Source organism: Moraxella bovis, from assembly GCF_002014975.1.
In the GTDB taxonomy this organism is placed as follows: Bacteria; Pseudomonadota; Gammaproteobacteria; order Pseudomonadales; family Moraxellaceae; genus Moraxella; species Moraxella bovis.
Genome location: NZ_MUXV01000012.1, coordinates 1 through 15,445, shown reverse-complemented (window position 1 = coordinate 15,445; position 15,445 = coordinate 1). Strand labels below are relative to the sequence as shown.

The following is a 15,445-nucleotide window of genomic DNA, read 5'->3' as shown; positions in this document are numbered from 1 at the left end:
TAACTATGCCAAATGATGATAAAGATAGGCGTATTTTTCATGTGGCAAGTTTAGGGCGTGCCTGTATAAGAACATGTTGGCAAATGTCGCTCAATGTCTTTAATATCAGGCGTGGTGCATTGCCAATCAATGTAGCTGTCTTGATGAATGGTGGGCGTATAAATCAGCGTGCCTTTACTGGTGGCATTGTCAATTTTAATGGTAACGACTGAGTGATTATCCAATGTAACCGACTTGATTTTACTGCTGGGTGTCCAGTTGGATGGCAAATTAAGCTCGGCAAGCGATGTGGGTAGTTGCCCCCTGTCTATTAGATAACTTGCATTTCCATTTTTAGATGGCTGATGACGGACTGGGCAAGCTGTATGCTTTCGTGGTCAAAGGCGATTTGTTTAAGCTGTGCCATTTTTTCATCGTTTTTAATACTCAGCTCTTGTTCGATGTGGTTAATGGCTCGTTTTTCGGCTTGACCGCTAAACATATAAAATAATAAACCAATTAAAATCGTTAAAAGCGCAATGATAATGGCAAGTAGGGTGTTGGTTTTCATAAATGCTCCTTAATTAAAAAACCTTAAAAATTATAAACTCAATTACCCCAAAACTCAATACAAAGCCGTCAAACTTTTGATTTTATCAATAAACTCAATTTTATCATTTTGATAGATAAGTTTATGATTTTCTAATTCAGGTGGCAAGCCAATTTTAATCATTCTTTTTTGAATAATTTCTTCCATATTTCCATTGATTGTATTAAAAATCTCTTTTTCCCAATTGTCAATATCTATTGAAAACTTATCCAAACGCATATTGGCTTTCATTTTTTCAATATGGGAAAAATAATAGTCGCCACAACCCAAATAATTGCTGACGGTTAAAATGTCAAAGTAAGTTTCTGCAATGCCATTTTTATGATAATACAAATTTTCACTATTAAAAGTATGAATGATATGCTCCATATAATCACCAAAAGTAAATCGTTCATTGATGTGTTGTAAAATAGGCGTGTTTTCTACCAAATATTGATTGGCACTGCTAATATCCACTCCGTATTTGAAGCTATCTGGTACAAATTTTTTAATGAAGTAAGAGCAATAGGCAAATGCCAAACAAGGCATATTTGTGAAAAGATTAAAAATAAAAAATGTTGGGTAATATTCTGTTTTATCCGTTGTTTTATCTATGCAAATACCTACAATCAAACAATCATATCGTTTTATTAAAAATTGTCCCCATTGTATTAAAGTAGGGTAATATTCCAGCCAAAGTTTGGCGGTTTGATTGATTTCTTTTTTGGTTGCCATTAAAAATTATCCTTATTTATTAACGCACTTATATTTAAAAAACACCGCCAACTTTCCCAAGTTGACGGCATTTTTTTCTTTTGCAATTATCTCAAACTACAAACAACCCAAAAGATTATTCATAATTCTCAATACTCGGACAGCTACAAATCAAATTCTTATCGCCATAGACATCGTCCACACGACCCACAGTCGGCCAGAATTTATGTGCCTTGATATAGGGCAATGGGAATGCCCCCACTTCACGGCTATACGGTCTGTCCCACTCGCCCACGATGACCGCTTGGGTGTGTGGTGCGTTCACAAGTGGGTTGTTGTCCGCTGTCCAGCCGTCCGCCCCAGCTTGTACTTTTAGGGCTTCTTGCTTGATTTGTTTGAGTGCCGAAATAAAGCGGTCAAGCTCGTCTTTGCTCTCAGACTCAGTTGGTTCAATCATCAGCGTACCCGCCACAGGGAAACTCATTGTTGGAGCGTGGAATCCATAGTCCATCAAGCGTTTGGCGATGTCGGTTTCAGTAATGCCTGTTTCCGCCTTTAAGGGGCGAATGTCAATGATGCACTCGTGAGCCACCCGTCCGTTTTTGCCTGTATAGAGTACAGGGTAGTCGTCTTTTAGCATTGTGGCGACATAGTTGGCGTTCAAAAGTGCCTGTTTGGTCGCTGACAACAAGCCATCTCGTCCCATCATTGTGATGTACATCCACGAAATTGGCAAAATGCTTGCCGAGCCATACGGGGCAGCCGAAACAGCCGTTTGACCGTTTTGGGCGTTAAATACAGGGTTTACGCTATGGCTTGGGATAAAGGGAGCAAGGTGCGATTTTAGACCAATCGGACCCATACCCGGTCCACCACCACCGTGTGGGATACAAAATGTCTTGTGCAGGTTCATATGCAGGACATCGGCACCGACTTCGGCAGGTTGCATAATGGCGACTTGGGCGTTCATATTCGCCCCGTCCATATACACTTGTCCACCGTGTTTGTGGATAAGGTCGCAAATGTCACGGATACCTTCTTCAAACACCCCGTGCGTGGACGGATAAGTAATCATCAACGCCCCAAGATTGGCAGAATGCTCTTCACATTTGGCGGTCAAATCATTAAAGTCCACATTGCCGTTTTCATCTGTGGCAACCACCACAACTTGCATTCCCATCATTTGGGCGGTCGCAGGGTTGGTGCCGTGAGCCGAGCGGGGGGTTAGGCAGACCGTGCGGTTGTCATCGCCACGGCTTTCGTGATAACGGCGAATCGCCAAAAGCCCTGCGTACTCACCGCTCGCCCCTGAGTTTGGTTGCATTGAAATTTCATCAAAGCCTGTGATTGCTTTTAACTGCGTTTGCAAACTTTCAATCATCTCAATATAGCCCACCGTATCATCGGCAGGGGCAAAGGGATGTACACCCGCAAACTCTTCCCAAGTAATCGGCAACATCTCGCTTGTGGCGTTTAGTTTCATTGTGCAAGAACCGAGCGAAATCATTGAGCGGTTCATCGCCAAATCTTTGTCTTCTAGCGATTTTAGATAACGGAGCATTTGATGTTCGGTATGATAGCTGTTAAAAGTGGGGTGGGTCAAAATCTCATCGGTGCGATTTAAGTCGCCCAAGATATTTTCTACCTTATCCAAATTGCCACTGACGCCAAAAATTTCGCACAGCTCATTAAATTCTTTCTCATCGGTCAATTCGTGAAAGGATACACCCACCAAATCGCCTTTGTGGAACAGGTTATACCCTTTGGCTTTGGCGGATTTAACAAGTTCGCTTGCCTTGTCGGTTTTGACGGTTACCGTGTCAAAGAACACATCGCTAACAGGCGTAAATTCCCCTTTAACGGCATTATAAAACGCCACCGCCAAAGCGTGAATACGGCTGGCAATACGTTTTAGCCCTGTCGCCCCGTGATAGACGGCATACATACCTGCAAGGTTGGCAAGCAGGACTTGGCTTGTGCAAATGTTGGAGTTTGCTTTTTCACGGCGAATGTGCTGTTCACGGGTCTGCAGTGCCATTCTTAGAGCCGTGCCACCTTGTGCGTCTTTGGATACGCCGATGATACGACCGGGGGCACTTCGTTTGTCTTTGTCTTTAAAGGAAAAATAAGCTGCGTGCGGACCCCCAAAGCCCATTGGGATACCAAAGCGTTGGGTGCTACCTAGGGCAATGTCCGCCCCCATTTGGGCAGGGGATTTAAGTAGGACAAGGCTCATAATGTCGCTTGCGACAATGGCATACGCTCCGTTGTCCTTGACGGTTTTGATGATGTCGGTTAAGTCCGCCACATCGCCGTCCTTGCCAACATATTGGAAAAACGCCCCAAAGAAGTCGCCATTTTTGGCGGTTTCAAAATCGCCCACCACCACATCAAAGCCAAAATATTTGGCACGGGTACGAATCACATCTAGGGTCTGTGGGTAGGTACGACTGTCCACAAAAAAGGCGTTGGATTTGGATTTGCTACATCTTTGTGCCATTGCCATACTTTCAGCGGCGGCGGTGGCTTCGTCAAGTAATGACGCACTTGCTAAGTCCATTCCTGTCAAGTCAATGCACACTTGTTGGAAGTTTAACAAGGCTTCCAAACGCCCTTGGGCAATCTCGGCTTGATAAGGGGTGTAAGCGGTGTACCAACCGGGGTTTTCTAGGACATTTCTTTGAATGACCGCAGGCAAACGGGCAGGCGAATAGCCTTGACCGATATAGCTTTTGGCAACGGTGATTTTGTCTGCCATTGTGCGAAGTTTGGCTAGGGCGTTATGCTCGCTCATTGCAGGGGGCAAATCAAGGGCTTTATTTAAACGCACCGATTGTGGCACAACAGAATCCACAAATTCGTCCAAAGTTTTTGCCCCTACCGCAGTCAGTAGGGCTTGTTCTTCATCGGTGCTATTGCCCAAATGACGATGCACAAAGGCGTTTTCATAAAATAGGTCGGAAAAGGTGTTAAATGACATAATTTATCCTTTTAGGGTTGGGTTAAATTTAATTGAAAATGATATTTTAACAATATGATTTTGAATTAAATCTTAATTGTTTGTAAGTTTTGTAGGTTGGGTTGAAAAACAAAAACCCAACCTACATTATATCACAAAAGATTTTAACGCCTTTTATTGCGTTGTCTTTCCTCATATTCTCTCTGCTTTCTCTCTCTTTCCCTTCGTCTCTCCTCATATTCTTTTTGCCTTCTCTCTCTTTCTCTTTGTCTTTCCTCATATTCTCTCTGCTTTCTCTCTCTTTCTCTTTGTCTTTCCTCATATTCTCTCTGCTTTCTCTCTCTTTCCCTTCGTCTCTCCTCATATTCTCTCTGTTTTCTTTCTTTTTCTTTTTGTCTTTCTCGTTGTCTTTCCTCCCACTCTTTTTGCTTTCTCTCTCTTTCTTTACTTAGTTCATCAAAATATCTTTGTCGCTTTTGAAAGAAATTATCGCAAGCTGAACGATAACGATCATTGATTTCATCAGCTCTATCCTTTGGTACAGAACCAATAGATTTCCACTTTTGTTGCAATTCTTTAATACGATTACCAGCAATTTTCCAATCAGAAGTGGAAATACTTTCAATAGATAAGCAAATATCGTGCTTTAATTTATAATTATACTTTCTTTCCTCTTGTTGCTTTTGCCAATCTTGTTGTTTCTTTTCTTTCTCTTTATTTTGTAAATCCCCTACCTTTTCAAATGATTTTTGTACTCTATCAATCAATTTCTTTTTGAATTCTTTGGTTAGAATTGTTTTGTGAATATCACCTTGAAGTAATTTTAAACTCTCTCTAACTTTATTAAAGTCAATCTCTTTGCCAACGAATGCCTCCACCAAACTCGTAGAATATTCGCTTTCAATTTTAGATAATTCGCTATCCAATTTATCGTAGTTGGATTTTATGGGAAAAATATCATTTAGTAAATCATTCCAGTCAATTTTTCTAGTTGGAGGTGCGTTTTTAACAAGATATTTTTGACCTTGATTGTCTTGAAAGTGGTATTCTCTATCGCCATAAACCTGAACAACTCTATAAGTGGCACAACCCAAATAATATCTTTTTTGGTATGCTTCTTGTAGAGCCTTTTTGAAAGATGGGGTTAAATTTTTTCTAATCCACTCTATATCCATTTGACCGTTTCTGACCGAGCCAGTGGCACTTTTGACTTCAACAATCATTATGCCATTACCTATTATTTCTACAGCAAAATCAATTCCGTGAATTGAATTTCTCTTTGTCTCAATAATTTGACTATTTTGCCAGCGGTTTAACAAAACCTGTCTGCAAATACTTTCTAGTTTATCTCCAATGTCGTGAAAGTTCATTTTACCTCCAAACATAATAACAGTTCAAGTTTGTCAAGTTTAATTGAATATGTGGTCAGAATAACCAAAACAAGCGTAAATTTATTAAAACTTACGCTTGTTTTTATTTAATTACAGACTTTCTTCGTATTCGTCTGCACTCATTAGGCTGTCATAGTCGGCAGGATTGGCGGGTTTGACTTTAAAGAACCACGCTTTGCCGTATGGGTCTTCGTTGGCAAGCTCTGGTGCATCTACAAGCTCTTCGTTAATCTCCACGATTTCGCCTGCGATTGGAGCATAGACATCGCTTGCCGCTTTGACCGATTCAACCACGGCGATTTCTTGGTCGGCTTCAACGACTGCACCCACTTCTGGCAATTCCACAAATACCACATCGCCAAGCAAATCTTGGGCGTGGTCGGTAATGCCAACGGTGATGATACCGTCATCTTCTAGTTTTAGCCATTCGTGGCTGGCAACGTATTTTAAATCGCTTGGGATATTACTCATGGGTCTCTCCTAGTGAGTGGGTTAAAATTACTTTTCGCATTGTTTGGTGGTCTCGTTATAAGAACCGCCATAGTCCAAACAGTGGTCTTTGGCATCACAGCCACTTAGGGCAAATACACATACGATGACAAATGATAAATAACGCATTTTTTCTCTCACGTAATAAGGTGTATCTACACCCTTTTGTTACTCAAACTGCTTCTTACCATTTCTGACAAATGGCAATTTAAGCACTCGCACTTCCACTTCTTTGCCACGCATAATCACTTTGGCGGCATCGCCATTAAAGCCAGCTGGCACACGGGCAATGGCGATTGACTGGTTTAGACTTGGGCTAAATACACCACTTGTGGTAATGCCATTGCCACTTTCGGTAACGACTTCCATTCCTGCACGCATCACGCCTTTTTCTTCTAAAAGCAGTCCGACTTGTTTGGCTTTGACCCCTGCGGTTTTTAATGCCACCAGAGCCGATTTGCCGATAAAATCACGGTTTTCGTCTTTTAAATCCACCGTCCAGCCCATACCTGCTTCTAGTGGGCTGACATCGTCCGTCATATCGTTGCCGTATAGGTTCATACCCGCTTCCATTCTTAGGGTGTCTCTTGCCCCAAGTCCACATGGGGCGACACCTGCTTTGACAAGCTCATCAAAAAATCCAACCGCTTCATCTGCTGGCATGACCACTTCCACACCGTCTTCGCCTGTGTAGCCTGTGCGAGCGACAAACCAGTCACCGCCCAAGTCCACACCGACAAAGGACTTTAGAGCGTTTACTTTCTCCGCCCATTCAGGCTTGACGGTAAGGAGCTTGGCAATGGCGTTTCGCCCTTGTACGGCAAGCATGGCGACATCATAGCGAGGGGCGAGCGTTACGCCAAAGTCATTACCAATTTTGGCAAAGTGAGCAGAGTCTTTTTCACGGGTTGCCCCGTTTGAGACGATGCGATAAGCGGTCTCGTCTTCGTTCATGCGATAGACGATTAGGTCATCGATGACGCCGCCTTTGTCATTGAGCATTCCAGAATATAAAGCCTTGCCGACAAAGGACAATTTAGCAACATCGTTGGCGAGCAGTTTTTGTAAAAAGGCTTTGGCGTTGTCGCCCGCCACATCGGTAACGAGCATATGTGAGACATCAAACATACCTGCGTCCGTGCGGACGGCTTCGTGTTCGGCGATTTGTGAGCCGTAATTGACAGGCAATTCCCAGCCACCAAAATCCACAAGTTTGCCACCTGTGGCTGTGTGGGCATCAAATAGGGGGGTGCGTTGTAGAGACATCTGGATTTCCTTTAAAAAGTGCTTATAAAACAATAAATTAAAATCGTTTTGTTAAAATTTGGCGATAGTGTAGGGGCGAATTGCAATTCGCCTATTAAACCAAAACTTAACAATTTTTAAGCACCCCATCTGTCCTGTTACCTGAGATTTTCAATGCTAAATTATTGAAAATTAAGCATTTTCTTCCCTTCGGTAGGCATGACCTGCCTTCTCCAGATTTTGTGATAACTCTACAACCTTTTGAATTATCTAAATTTTTCAGTCCTTTTACCTGAGCGATTGTAGGGTAATTTACGCCTTCGGTGTTTTTTCGCTTAATATTTTAAATTATCATCGCTCGGTTTTAATAAAAACCAACCTTGCAAAAAAATCTCTCCTGAAAATTTACGTCTCTTATTATGAAAAAAAATGCTACAATTTACAAGCAAAATTTGCAAATTTTATAAAATAATTTGTAAAATTGAGTTTTCCCAATAGACTTCTTGCGAAACCCCGAATTAAAGAAAACCGTTCGTGGTGAGCTAAGTCGAACCATAACGGTTTTCCGCCACCCGCAGGCATAGCTCAGGGCGAACGGAAAACCTAGTATCGCAAGAAGTCTAATTGAGTTTTTCAATCAAATAGTAATGTTAAGGCACAAAAATGCACTGTGATGTTTATAAATTCCCAAAAAGCCCTGATTGGTATGTCTATATCGCCCGCCCGAATTATCCTGACGACACCGATGAGATTCGTGATTGGCTTGGGGTGTTGCCGTCCGACATACGAGCTAAATTGGGTTTGGGGCAATTTGTCATGCACTTGGATTTGGCAGAACGCACCAAACTTGCCCAAGCGGATATTGAGACAGTCAAAGCCCGCCTTGCCGAACAGGGCTATTATGTGCAAGCTCCGCCAAGCGATGTGCTAGCACAGCAAGCCTTAGCCCGTGCCAAAGCCTTGCAAGATAAAAAATATGACTGATGACGATAATGACGGCATTTGAGTGAAAATTTGTGAAGTTTGGCAAAAAATATGCTAAAATAGGGCGATTATTTTTGTGATTGATAAATTATGGATTGGCTAAAAAATCTTGTCAAAAGTCTGCCACTGGATACCATTAGCGAGTACATTGCCGAGCTTGTAATTTGGTGGTCACATCTCGTCAAGGACGTGCCAGATAATGATTTGCCGTTTTTGGCGTATGTCGGTGCGTCTATTTTAGTGCTACTTTTGCTTATCTTTGTGGTGCGTGTTATTCCACGCCCCATTGGTGGTATGTTGTGGGCATTGGCGGTGGCGGTACTTTTGACCCCTGGTGATACACTGACAGGCGCAGGACAGATTGCTCCTGCGGTGGCGGGCGTGGCTCACAGTGCCTTGATGGGCGACATGTCGGGGGCGGTCAGTGCCTTTTTGCCGATTTTGGCGGTGTTTATTGTTCTGCTCTTTGTCGGGGCGATTTGGCAGGTTTTGCGTGGTGTGATTGAAGTGAATATTGCCAAAGCCAAAGAAAAAGCACGCATTCAAGAACAAAAGCGACTGCTTGAAGAAGCTGAGAAAAACGCCCAAAAGTCTTAAATTCCCCTTTTATTTATAAAAAAGTTCGTGTATAATAGCGGACTTTGTTAAATGATTGGTTTATATCAATCAATTTTCAATCTCCTTGCTGTTATCTGTGATAATGGCTGTTTTAATCCGTAGGGAGTCCTTATGAGACATTATGAAGTGGTGCTACTGGTACACCCAGACCAAAGCAACCAAGTTGCCGACATGGTAACTAAATATCGTTCTATCGTCGAAGAAAATGGCGGTAACAACCACCGTCTAGAAGACTGGGGTCGTCGTCAATTGGCATACCCAATCAACAAAATCCACAAAGCTCATTATGTTCTTTTAAACATCGAATGTAACGATGAGACTTTGGCTCAACTAGAAGAATTGTTCCGTTACAATGACGCTATTTTGCGTAGCCTAGTTATTCGCCGTGATGAAGCGATTACCGAGCAATCGCCTTTGGCAAAAGAAGCCGAAGACAAGCGTACTCGCAAAGCCAACCGCCGTAATGATGTCCGCACTCAGGAGACTGAGAGCGAAGACAATGCAAGCGAATAATTAAGGAGATAACTCATGGCACGTTTCTATCGTCGTCGTAAATTCTGCCGTTTCACTGCAGAAGGCATTACCCACATCGATTATAAAGATGTAGAACTTCTAAAACAATACATCAGCGAAAATGGTAAAATCACCCCAAGCCGTATCACTGGTACTTCTACCAAGTATCAACGTCAGCTTGCTGTTGCCATCAAACAAGCTCGTTATTTGGCTTTATTGCCATATACCGACAACCACAAGTAATTAGGAGATCATCATGCAAGTTATTCTATTACAGCGTGTCGTTAATCTTGGTAAACTTGGCGAGACTGTTGATGTAAAAGCAGGTTACGGTCGTAACTTCCTAATCCCGCAAGGTAAAGCACTGCCTGCCAACGAAGCAAATATTGCTAAGTTTGAAGCACGCCGTGCCGAGCTAGAAGCACAAGAAGCCAAAGAACTACAAGAAGCCCAAAAACGTGCTGATGCTCTATCAGACGTGAATGTCATCATGCGTGCCAAAGCAGGCGATGAAGGCAAGCTATTTGGTTCTATCGGTACTCGTGACATCGCTGACGCACTGACCGCTTCTGGCTTGCCAGTTGACCGTGCAGAGGTGAAGTTGCCAGAAGGTACGCTACGTCAAGTGGGCGAATACAAAGTTACCATTCAGCTACACCATGACATCACTGCTGACATTTTGGTTACCATTTTGTCAGAAGACGGTGAAAACAAAACTGATGAAGATGATGAATAATTAATCATCATTTATAAGATAACCTCCGAGCTGCCTAGTTTGGGGGTTTTATTTTGACTTGATAAATTACCCGTCAAACAAATCAAGCTGTTCTACCATGTCATCAAGATGAGTTAGATTTGAGAACGTAACCCCGACCAAGCTAATGGGAAGCTCTCTGGGGATGTGGTGAAATAAATCAATCAGATAAGGCTTGACGCTGTCGCTGCTGTGCTTAAAAGGGGACTTGACAGAAACCGAGCGTGTAATTTGGCTAAAATCGCTGTATTTGATTTTTAAGGTAACAGTATGGGCGGTCAATTCTCGCTTACCGAGGTCGGCAAAGGCACTCTCATTTTCTCCGAAAATCTGAGCTAGGATAAAATCATCATCATTAGAATTGTGCAAAAAGGTAATCTCTGTGCCGATGGATTTACGCACACGTTCGGGTTTGACCGCTCGCTCATCTTTGCCGTGGGCGATGTCGTGATAAAACTGCCCCCGCTTGTTGCCAAACAGTTGAACCAGCTCATCAAGGGGGAGTTTACGAAGCTTGCCCCCCTGTACTGACTCCCATCTCGTGCAGGCGTTTGGTACTTGCTTTGCCGATACCAAAAAACCGCTCAATGGGTAACTCTGACAAAAACTCATCCGCCATGTCAGGCGTGATGACGGCAATGCCATTGGGTTTGTTGACGTCGCTTGCGATTTTGGCAAGCATTTTGTTAAAAGACACCCCTGCCGAGGCTGTCAGCCCCGTTTCATCAAAAATCGCTTGGCGGAGCCAGTTTGCCATGAGTGTGGCTGACCCACCACAATGGGGCTGACCTGTAACGTCCAGATAGGCTTCATCGAGCGATAATGGCTCGACAAGGTCGGTTAGTCGTCCCATGATGTCTCGAATCTGGGTACTGATGCCACGATAGACATCAAAACGGGGACGGACAAAAATGGCGTGGGGACAGCGTTTTTTGGCTTCATAACAGCTCATCGCCGAATGTACGCCAAAGGAGCGAATCTCATAACTTGTCGCCGCGACCACACCACGTCCATTGGGGTCACCGCCCACCACAAGAGGCTTGCCACGATAGGCAGGGTTATCCCTCTGCTCAACGCTGGCAAAAAAAGCGTCCATGTCTAGGTGGATGATTTTACGAATAGAGCTCATGATAAAAAGGCTAAGTGAAACTTAGCCAAGGATGTGAAAGTCAAGACATTACGCCAAAACCGCCCCTGCCACCATGCTATCAGGCAATAGCACAACGGTTAATTGTCCGTCTTTTTCTGCCGATAAAATCATGCCCTCACTTACGCCAAATTTCATCTTGCGTGGAGCAAGGTTGGTAACGCAAATCACCGTTTTACCTTGTAACTTTTCTGGTTTGTAAAACTTAGCAATACCGCTAAATACTTTGCGAGTTTGCTTTTCGCCTTGTTCATCAGTATCGCCTACATCAAGGGTAAATTGCAATAGTTTATCCGCCCCTTCAACGGCATTGCATTTAAGCACTTTGGCGACTTTCATTTCAACTTTGGCAAAATCATCAATGCCGATAAAGGCGGTTTGGTCGGTGGCTTCCACAGGCTTACTCTCTTTTTTGGATTTTTGGGCTTTTTTGGTGTTGGTGGGTTGCAGGTTTTCTTTTGAGTCATCAACCATGGCTTGCACCTTTTTGGGGTCAATGCGTTGCAAAAGAGGCTTAAACTCATTGATAGAATGCGTTAGGACGTGAAAGCGTTCATCAAAATTCATGCTATCCACATTCAAAAATTCTTTGGACTGTTCGGCAAGTTTCGGTAGCACAGGCGACAGATAAACCATGATTTTGTGAAATAGGTTTAGCCCCACAGAGCAGATGTCTTGGACGTCCTTACTGTTCGGGTTTTCTTTGGCAACCGCCCACGGTTTTTTGTCGTCAATGTACTGATTGGCAAGGTCGGCAAGTGCCATAATCTCACGAATGGCGGTGCTAAATTCACGGCTTTCGTAGTGCTTGATGATACTGTCGCCAGCTTGGATAAATTTGTTTGCCAATTCAGGCTCGGCACAGGTAGCGGAGAGTTTATTATCAAATTGGGTATTGATAAATTTAGCACAACGACTGGCGATGTTTACGACTTTACCGACAAGGTCTGAGTTGACTTTGGCGATAAAATCATCAAGATTTAAATCACTGTCTTCTACTTTATCAGACAATTTGGAGGCAAAATAATAACGCAAATATTCAGGATTTAGGTGGTTCAAATACGTTTCGGCTTTGATGAATGTGCCACGAGATTTGCTCATTTTTTCGCCATTGACAGTCAAAAAGCCATTGACAAATAGGCTCGTGGGCGTGCGATAATTCGCCCCTGTGAGCATGGCAGGCCAAAATAAGGCGTGGAAATAAACAATGTCTTTGCCAATAAAATGATACACTTCGGCGGTGCTGTCGGGACTCCAATAATCATCAAATGACACATCAGGGCGGTGGGCGGTCAAGTAGTTTTCAAAACTTGCCATATAGCCAATCGGTGCGTCCACCCACACATAAAAATATTTGTCGTCCGTGTCAGGGATTTTAAAGCCAAAATACGGAGCGTCTCGGCTGATGTCCCAGTCGGCAAGCCCAGCCTCAAACCATTCGTCCAATTTGTTGGCGATAGAGACAGGCAGTCGCCCTTCATCCCGTGTCCATTTTTGCAAAAATTCGGTGAAGTTTGGCAGTTTAAAAAAGTAATGGTCGGACGTTTTTTCCACAGGGGTTGCACCGCTTAGGGTGGAACGTGGGTTGATGAGTTCGGTGGCGTTGTAGGTTGTGCCACACACTTCGCACGAGTCGCCATATTGGTCGTCCGCTTTGCATTTGGGGCAGGTGCCTTTGATAAAGCGGTCGGATAGGAACATCTCTTTTTCGGGGTCAAACAGCTGAGTTACGGGCTTGACGGCGATGTTGCCTGCCTTATGATTGGCAAGGTAAATGGCTTCGCTGTGCTTGCGGTTGGTCTCGCTATGCGTGCTGTCATAATGCTCAAAGGACACGCCAAAGCCAGCGAAATCTCGTTCATGCTCTACTTGCACGCCTTTGATTTGCTCTTCGGGCGTGATACCGTTCGCTTCGGCACGGAGCATAATCGCCGTTCCGTGAGCGTCATCGGCACAGACATAAATCACGTCATGCCCCATAGACCGCATGGCACGCACCCAAATATCGGCTTGGATATAGCCCAAAAGGTGTCCCATGTGAATAGAGCCGTTGGCGTAGGGCAGGGCGTTGGTAACAAGAATTTGGCGTTTGGCTGTCATGATGTACCTGTTTTGAAAATGATAAAATGGCGATTATTATAGCGTAAAAGCCGTGATAAAACCATGACAAAATAGGGTATAATAGGGCAAATTTTGGGAGCAGTCCTATGCAAAAGATTATTTCACTAAAACAAGAATTACTGGATATTATCGATAGTATCACGCCAATCATGTTCTTTTGGTTAAATGCAGTGGTGTGGTCGTTACTGCTGATTTGTGGGTATTTGCTATTAGAAATAATCAATTTATCTTTACCACGCCCATTTTTGCTTTGACATATGGCTTTGTCATTAATTCAGGCATATTATTCCAAGATGACTTTATTACAGACAAATCACAATTATCCAGCGTTACTGCCACCGTACCTGCCGAATATGAATATGTGCGAATAGGTGGTGGTAAATACTCTCGCACGCATCATTATTTTGTCATTGGCGATGTTAAATTACACTGCTCTGATGATAATTATGATGAATGTGAAAAAGCGTATGCCTACAAAGACCAAACAGCAACGGTATTATATGCTGATGGGCTATTATATGATATGGAAGTGGACGGAAAAAAGATATATGAATTTAATGAACAACTTGCCAAATTCCAACATGACAGACAAAAGAAAATCTATGAATTTATCACGTCATTGGTATTATTCGGTATTCCGTCTTTGGTGTTTTTCTTTTTAAATAAACGGGTTATTCGAGATATTGAAATCATCGAAGATGATAAAAAAGAAAAAACCAAAAAACCTTTAAATATTAAATTTAAAAATGCCAATAATACCGAAAAATCAGCAGATGACACAAGGCAACACGATTTGGGTTATAATAGATTTAATAAAAAGAATGCCGATTATAAACAGCGATTACATGACAAATTATCCGCTCAAAGATTAAAACAACAGCAAATCAAGGCACGCATTGGTGGGGGTGGTATTGCTTGGTCGATGTTATGTATTTTATTGGCGGTGGTAACATTTTTATTGGCTTTTGTGATGCTTGTTATGGATTCTTATGTGGGCGTGGTTATCTATCTATTATTGGTGGTGGGTTTTGCTTATTTAACAAAATTACCCAGCAGGCACGCCAAAGCAGAAGTGGACGATTATTATGAAATGAGTGAATATGAAGAATTGGCAGATTTGGAAGAATATGATTTAACAGGTATTTATCATTATATTAGTGTGATTGGCTGGTTTGGGCTGTATGTATTTTCTCCGATTGCGTTATTTTTATTGGTTTTTGTTTTTGAATATATCAAGAGCGGTGATATTAATGTGGCGATAATTGTGGGAATTTTTGTGTTATTATTGGTGGGTATACTTTATGCGATTATCAAAAGGGCAAAAAATATGAGAGATTGGGTGCTCGAATAAATTAAAATAAATTAATTTAGAATAAAACAAGGGCGGTGATTATATCGCCCTTGTTTTTCAAATCGCCTTTATTTTTAAGTCATCTTTAATTTGTTAAATGAATTTATACAAATTTTAAATGTCCGCCTTTTTTGGGTGGTTCGTCATCGCCGTCATCGTCAGTGTCGTCTATATCATCAGGGTCATCGGGTGGGGTGTAGCCGTCATATTCGCTAGGATCAAAGAAAAAGCCTTCACTGGGGTCTTCTTTGGCATAAATACCAACCACTGCCTGCATGGGTATCCAGATGTCTTTTGAGACACCGCCAAATCGCCCTTGAAATGATAAGCCGTCATTGTCAATCAAGAGATTATTCGTGGCTTGGTAAGATATGGCAAGCACCAATTTGCCGTCTTGGGCGTATTCGGTGGGAGCGAGTAGCTGGGGGTGGGTGGCGTCCGTCATGAGATATGGGGTAAAGCCGTTGTCTGTTAGCCATTCATGCATGGCACGAACGAAGTAGGGGCGTTTTGGGGTAAGCATGGTTATGTCCTTGTTGTTGGTTAAAGTGAACTGATGAGTGTTAAATTATTAGGTATTGTTAAAAACAA

The 15,445-nt window shown here is 42.8% G+C and carries 17 protein-coding genes and 2 riboswitches; of the genes, 6 read left to right on the top strand and 11 right to left on the bottom strand.

Translation table 11 applies throughout. The features are described from left to right. Positions 1-50 precede the first annotated feature (50 nt). The 7 genes from B0182_RS13815 to gcvT all read right to left on the bottom strand — a co-directional run bounded on the left by B0182_RS13815 (position 51) and on the right by gcvT (position 7,387). Positions 51-269, bottom strand: coding sequence for a pilin (locus B0182_RS13815; protein ID WP_323533754.1), 219 nt, complete (start codon positions 267-269; stop codon positions 51-53). A gap of 41 nt (positions 270-310) precedes the next feature. Then, on the bottom strand, positions 311-550 hold the full coding sequence (locus B0182_RS03125; RefSeq protein WP_078273550.1) for a hypothetical protein: 240 nt from the start codon (positions 548-550) through the stop codon (positions 311-313). Positions 551-604: 54 nt separating this feature from the next. Continuing rightward, positions 605-1,303 (bottom strand): hypothetical protein, encoded by a 699-nt coding sequence (locus tag B0182_RS03120; protein ID WP_078273549.1) that lies wholly within the window; start codon positions 1,301-1,303, stop codon positions 605-607. Between the two features lie 115 nt (positions 1,304-1,418). Beyond that, a complete protein-coding gene (gene gcvP, locus B0182_RS03115) occupies positions 1,419-4,262 on the bottom strand; it encodes an aminomethyl-transferring glycine dehydrogenase (RefSeq protein WP_078273548.1) in 2,844 nt (947 codons plus the stop codon). A gap of 143 nt (positions 4,263-4,405) precedes the next feature. Next, positions 4,406-5,611, bottom strand: coding sequence for a DUF349 domain-containing protein (locus tag B0182_RS03110; RefSeq protein ID WP_158079610.1), 1,206 nt, complete (start codon positions 5,609-5,611; stop codon positions 4,406-4,408). Between the two features lie 111 nt (positions 5,612-5,722). Beyond that, positions 5,723-6,103 carry a glycine cleavage system protein GcvH gene (gene gcvH, locus B0182_RS03105; RefSeq protein WP_078273546.1) on the bottom strand — a complete coding sequence of 127 codons (381 nt, stop codon included), beginning with the start codon at positions 6,101-6,103 and terminating at the stop codon, positions 5,723-5,725. 186 nt (positions 6,104-6,289) lie between these two features. Beyond that, positions 6,290-7,387 (bottom strand): glycine cleavage system aminomethyltransferase GcvT, encoded by a 1,098-nt coding sequence (gene gcvT / locus B0182_RS03100; protein ID WP_078273545.1) that lies wholly within the window; start codon positions 7,385-7,387, stop codon positions 6,290-6,292. Between the two features lie 119 nt (positions 7,388-7,506). Further along, positions 7,507-7,613: riboswitch (glycine riboswitch) on the bottom strand. Positions 7,614-7,636: 23 nt separating this feature from the next. Further along, positions 7,637-7,776, bottom strand: a riboswitch (glycine riboswitch). A 253-nt stretch (positions 7,777-8,029) separates the two neighbouring features. On the opposite strand from gcvT, the gene B0182_RS03095 reads away from it, so the two are divergent. The 5 genes from B0182_RS03095 to rplI all read left to right on the top strand — a co-directional run bounded on the left by B0182_RS03095 (position 8,030) and on the right by rplI (position 10,217). After that, positions 8,030-8,350 carry a YcgL domain-containing protein gene (locus tag B0182_RS03095; RefSeq protein WP_029102497.1) on the top strand — a complete coding sequence of 107 codons (321 nt, stop codon included), beginning with the start codon at positions 8,030-8,032 and terminating at the stop codon, positions 8,348-8,350. A 90-nt stretch (positions 8,351-8,440) separates the two neighbouring features. Continuing rightward, positions 8,441-8,947, top strand: coding sequence for a hypothetical protein (locus B0182_RS03090; RefSeq protein ID WP_078273544.1), 507 nt, complete (start codon positions 8,441-8,443; stop codon positions 8,945-8,947). 132 nt (positions 8,948-9,079) lie between these two features. Further along, positions 9,080-9,481, top strand: a complete 402-nt coding sequence (gene rpsF, locus B0182_RS03085; RefSeq protein WP_029102499.1) for a 30S ribosomal protein S6 — start codon at positions 9,080-9,082, stop codon at positions 9,479-9,481. Between the two features lie 15 nt (positions 9,482-9,496). Further along, the gene (gene rpsR / locus B0182_RS03080) at positions 9,497-9,724 is read left to right on the top strand and encodes a 30S ribosomal protein S18 (protein ID WP_003657491.1); all 228 of its coding nucleotides are present in this window, start codon (positions 9,497-9,499) and stop codon (positions 9,722-9,724) included. 13 nt (positions 9,725-9,737) lie between these two features. Continuing rightward, positions 9,738-10,217 (top strand): 50S ribosomal protein L9, encoded by a 480-nt coding sequence (gene rplI, locus B0182_RS03075; protein WP_062498874.1) that lies wholly within the window; start codon positions 9,738-9,740, stop codon positions 10,215-10,217. Positions 10,218-10,283: 66 nt separating this feature from the next. On the opposite strand, the gene B0182_RS14765 is transcribed toward rplI, so the two are convergent. From B0182_RS14765 to metG, 3 genes are read right to left on the bottom strand one after another with little or no spacing between them, the layout of a single operon-like run. Beyond that, entirely contained in the window at positions 10,284-10,823 is a 540-nt protein-coding gene (locus B0182_RS14765) for a DinB/UmuC family translesion DNA polymerase (RefSeq protein ID WP_228157699.1), read from the bottom strand. Beyond that, a complete protein-coding gene (dinB, locus tag B0182_RS14760; RefSeq protein ID WP_228157698.1) occupies positions 10,741-11,364 on the bottom strand; it encodes a DNA polymerase IV in 624 nt (207 codons plus the stop codon). Before dinB ends, B0182_RS14765 begins: the two co-directional genes overlap by 83 nt. Positions 11,365-11,412: 48 nt before the next feature. Next, the gene (metG, locus tag B0182_RS03065) at positions 11,413-13,482 is read right to left on the bottom strand and encodes a methionine--tRNA ligase (protein ID WP_078273543.1); all 2,070 of its coding nucleotides are present in this window, start codon (positions 13,480-13,482) and stop codon (positions 11,413-11,415) included. Between the two features lie 178 nt (positions 13,483-13,660). Between metG and B0182_RS03060 the strand changes: the two genes are divergently transcribed. Further along, complete coding sequence (locus B0182_RS03060; RefSeq protein ID WP_078273542.1) at positions 13,661-14,854, top strand: hypothetical protein; 1,194 nt, start codon at positions 13,661-13,663, stop codon at positions 14,852-14,854. Positions 14,855-14,957: 103 nt separating this feature from the next. Here the strand turns inward: B0182_RS03060 and B0182_RS03055 are convergent, their stop codons facing one another. Continuing rightward, on the bottom strand, positions 14,958-15,377 hold the full coding sequence (locus B0182_RS03055; RefSeq protein WP_078273541.1) for a ClpXP protease specificity-enhancing factor SspB: 420 nt from the start codon (positions 15,375-15,377) through the stop codon (positions 14,958-14,960). Positions 15,378-15,445: the final 68 nt, after the last annotated feature.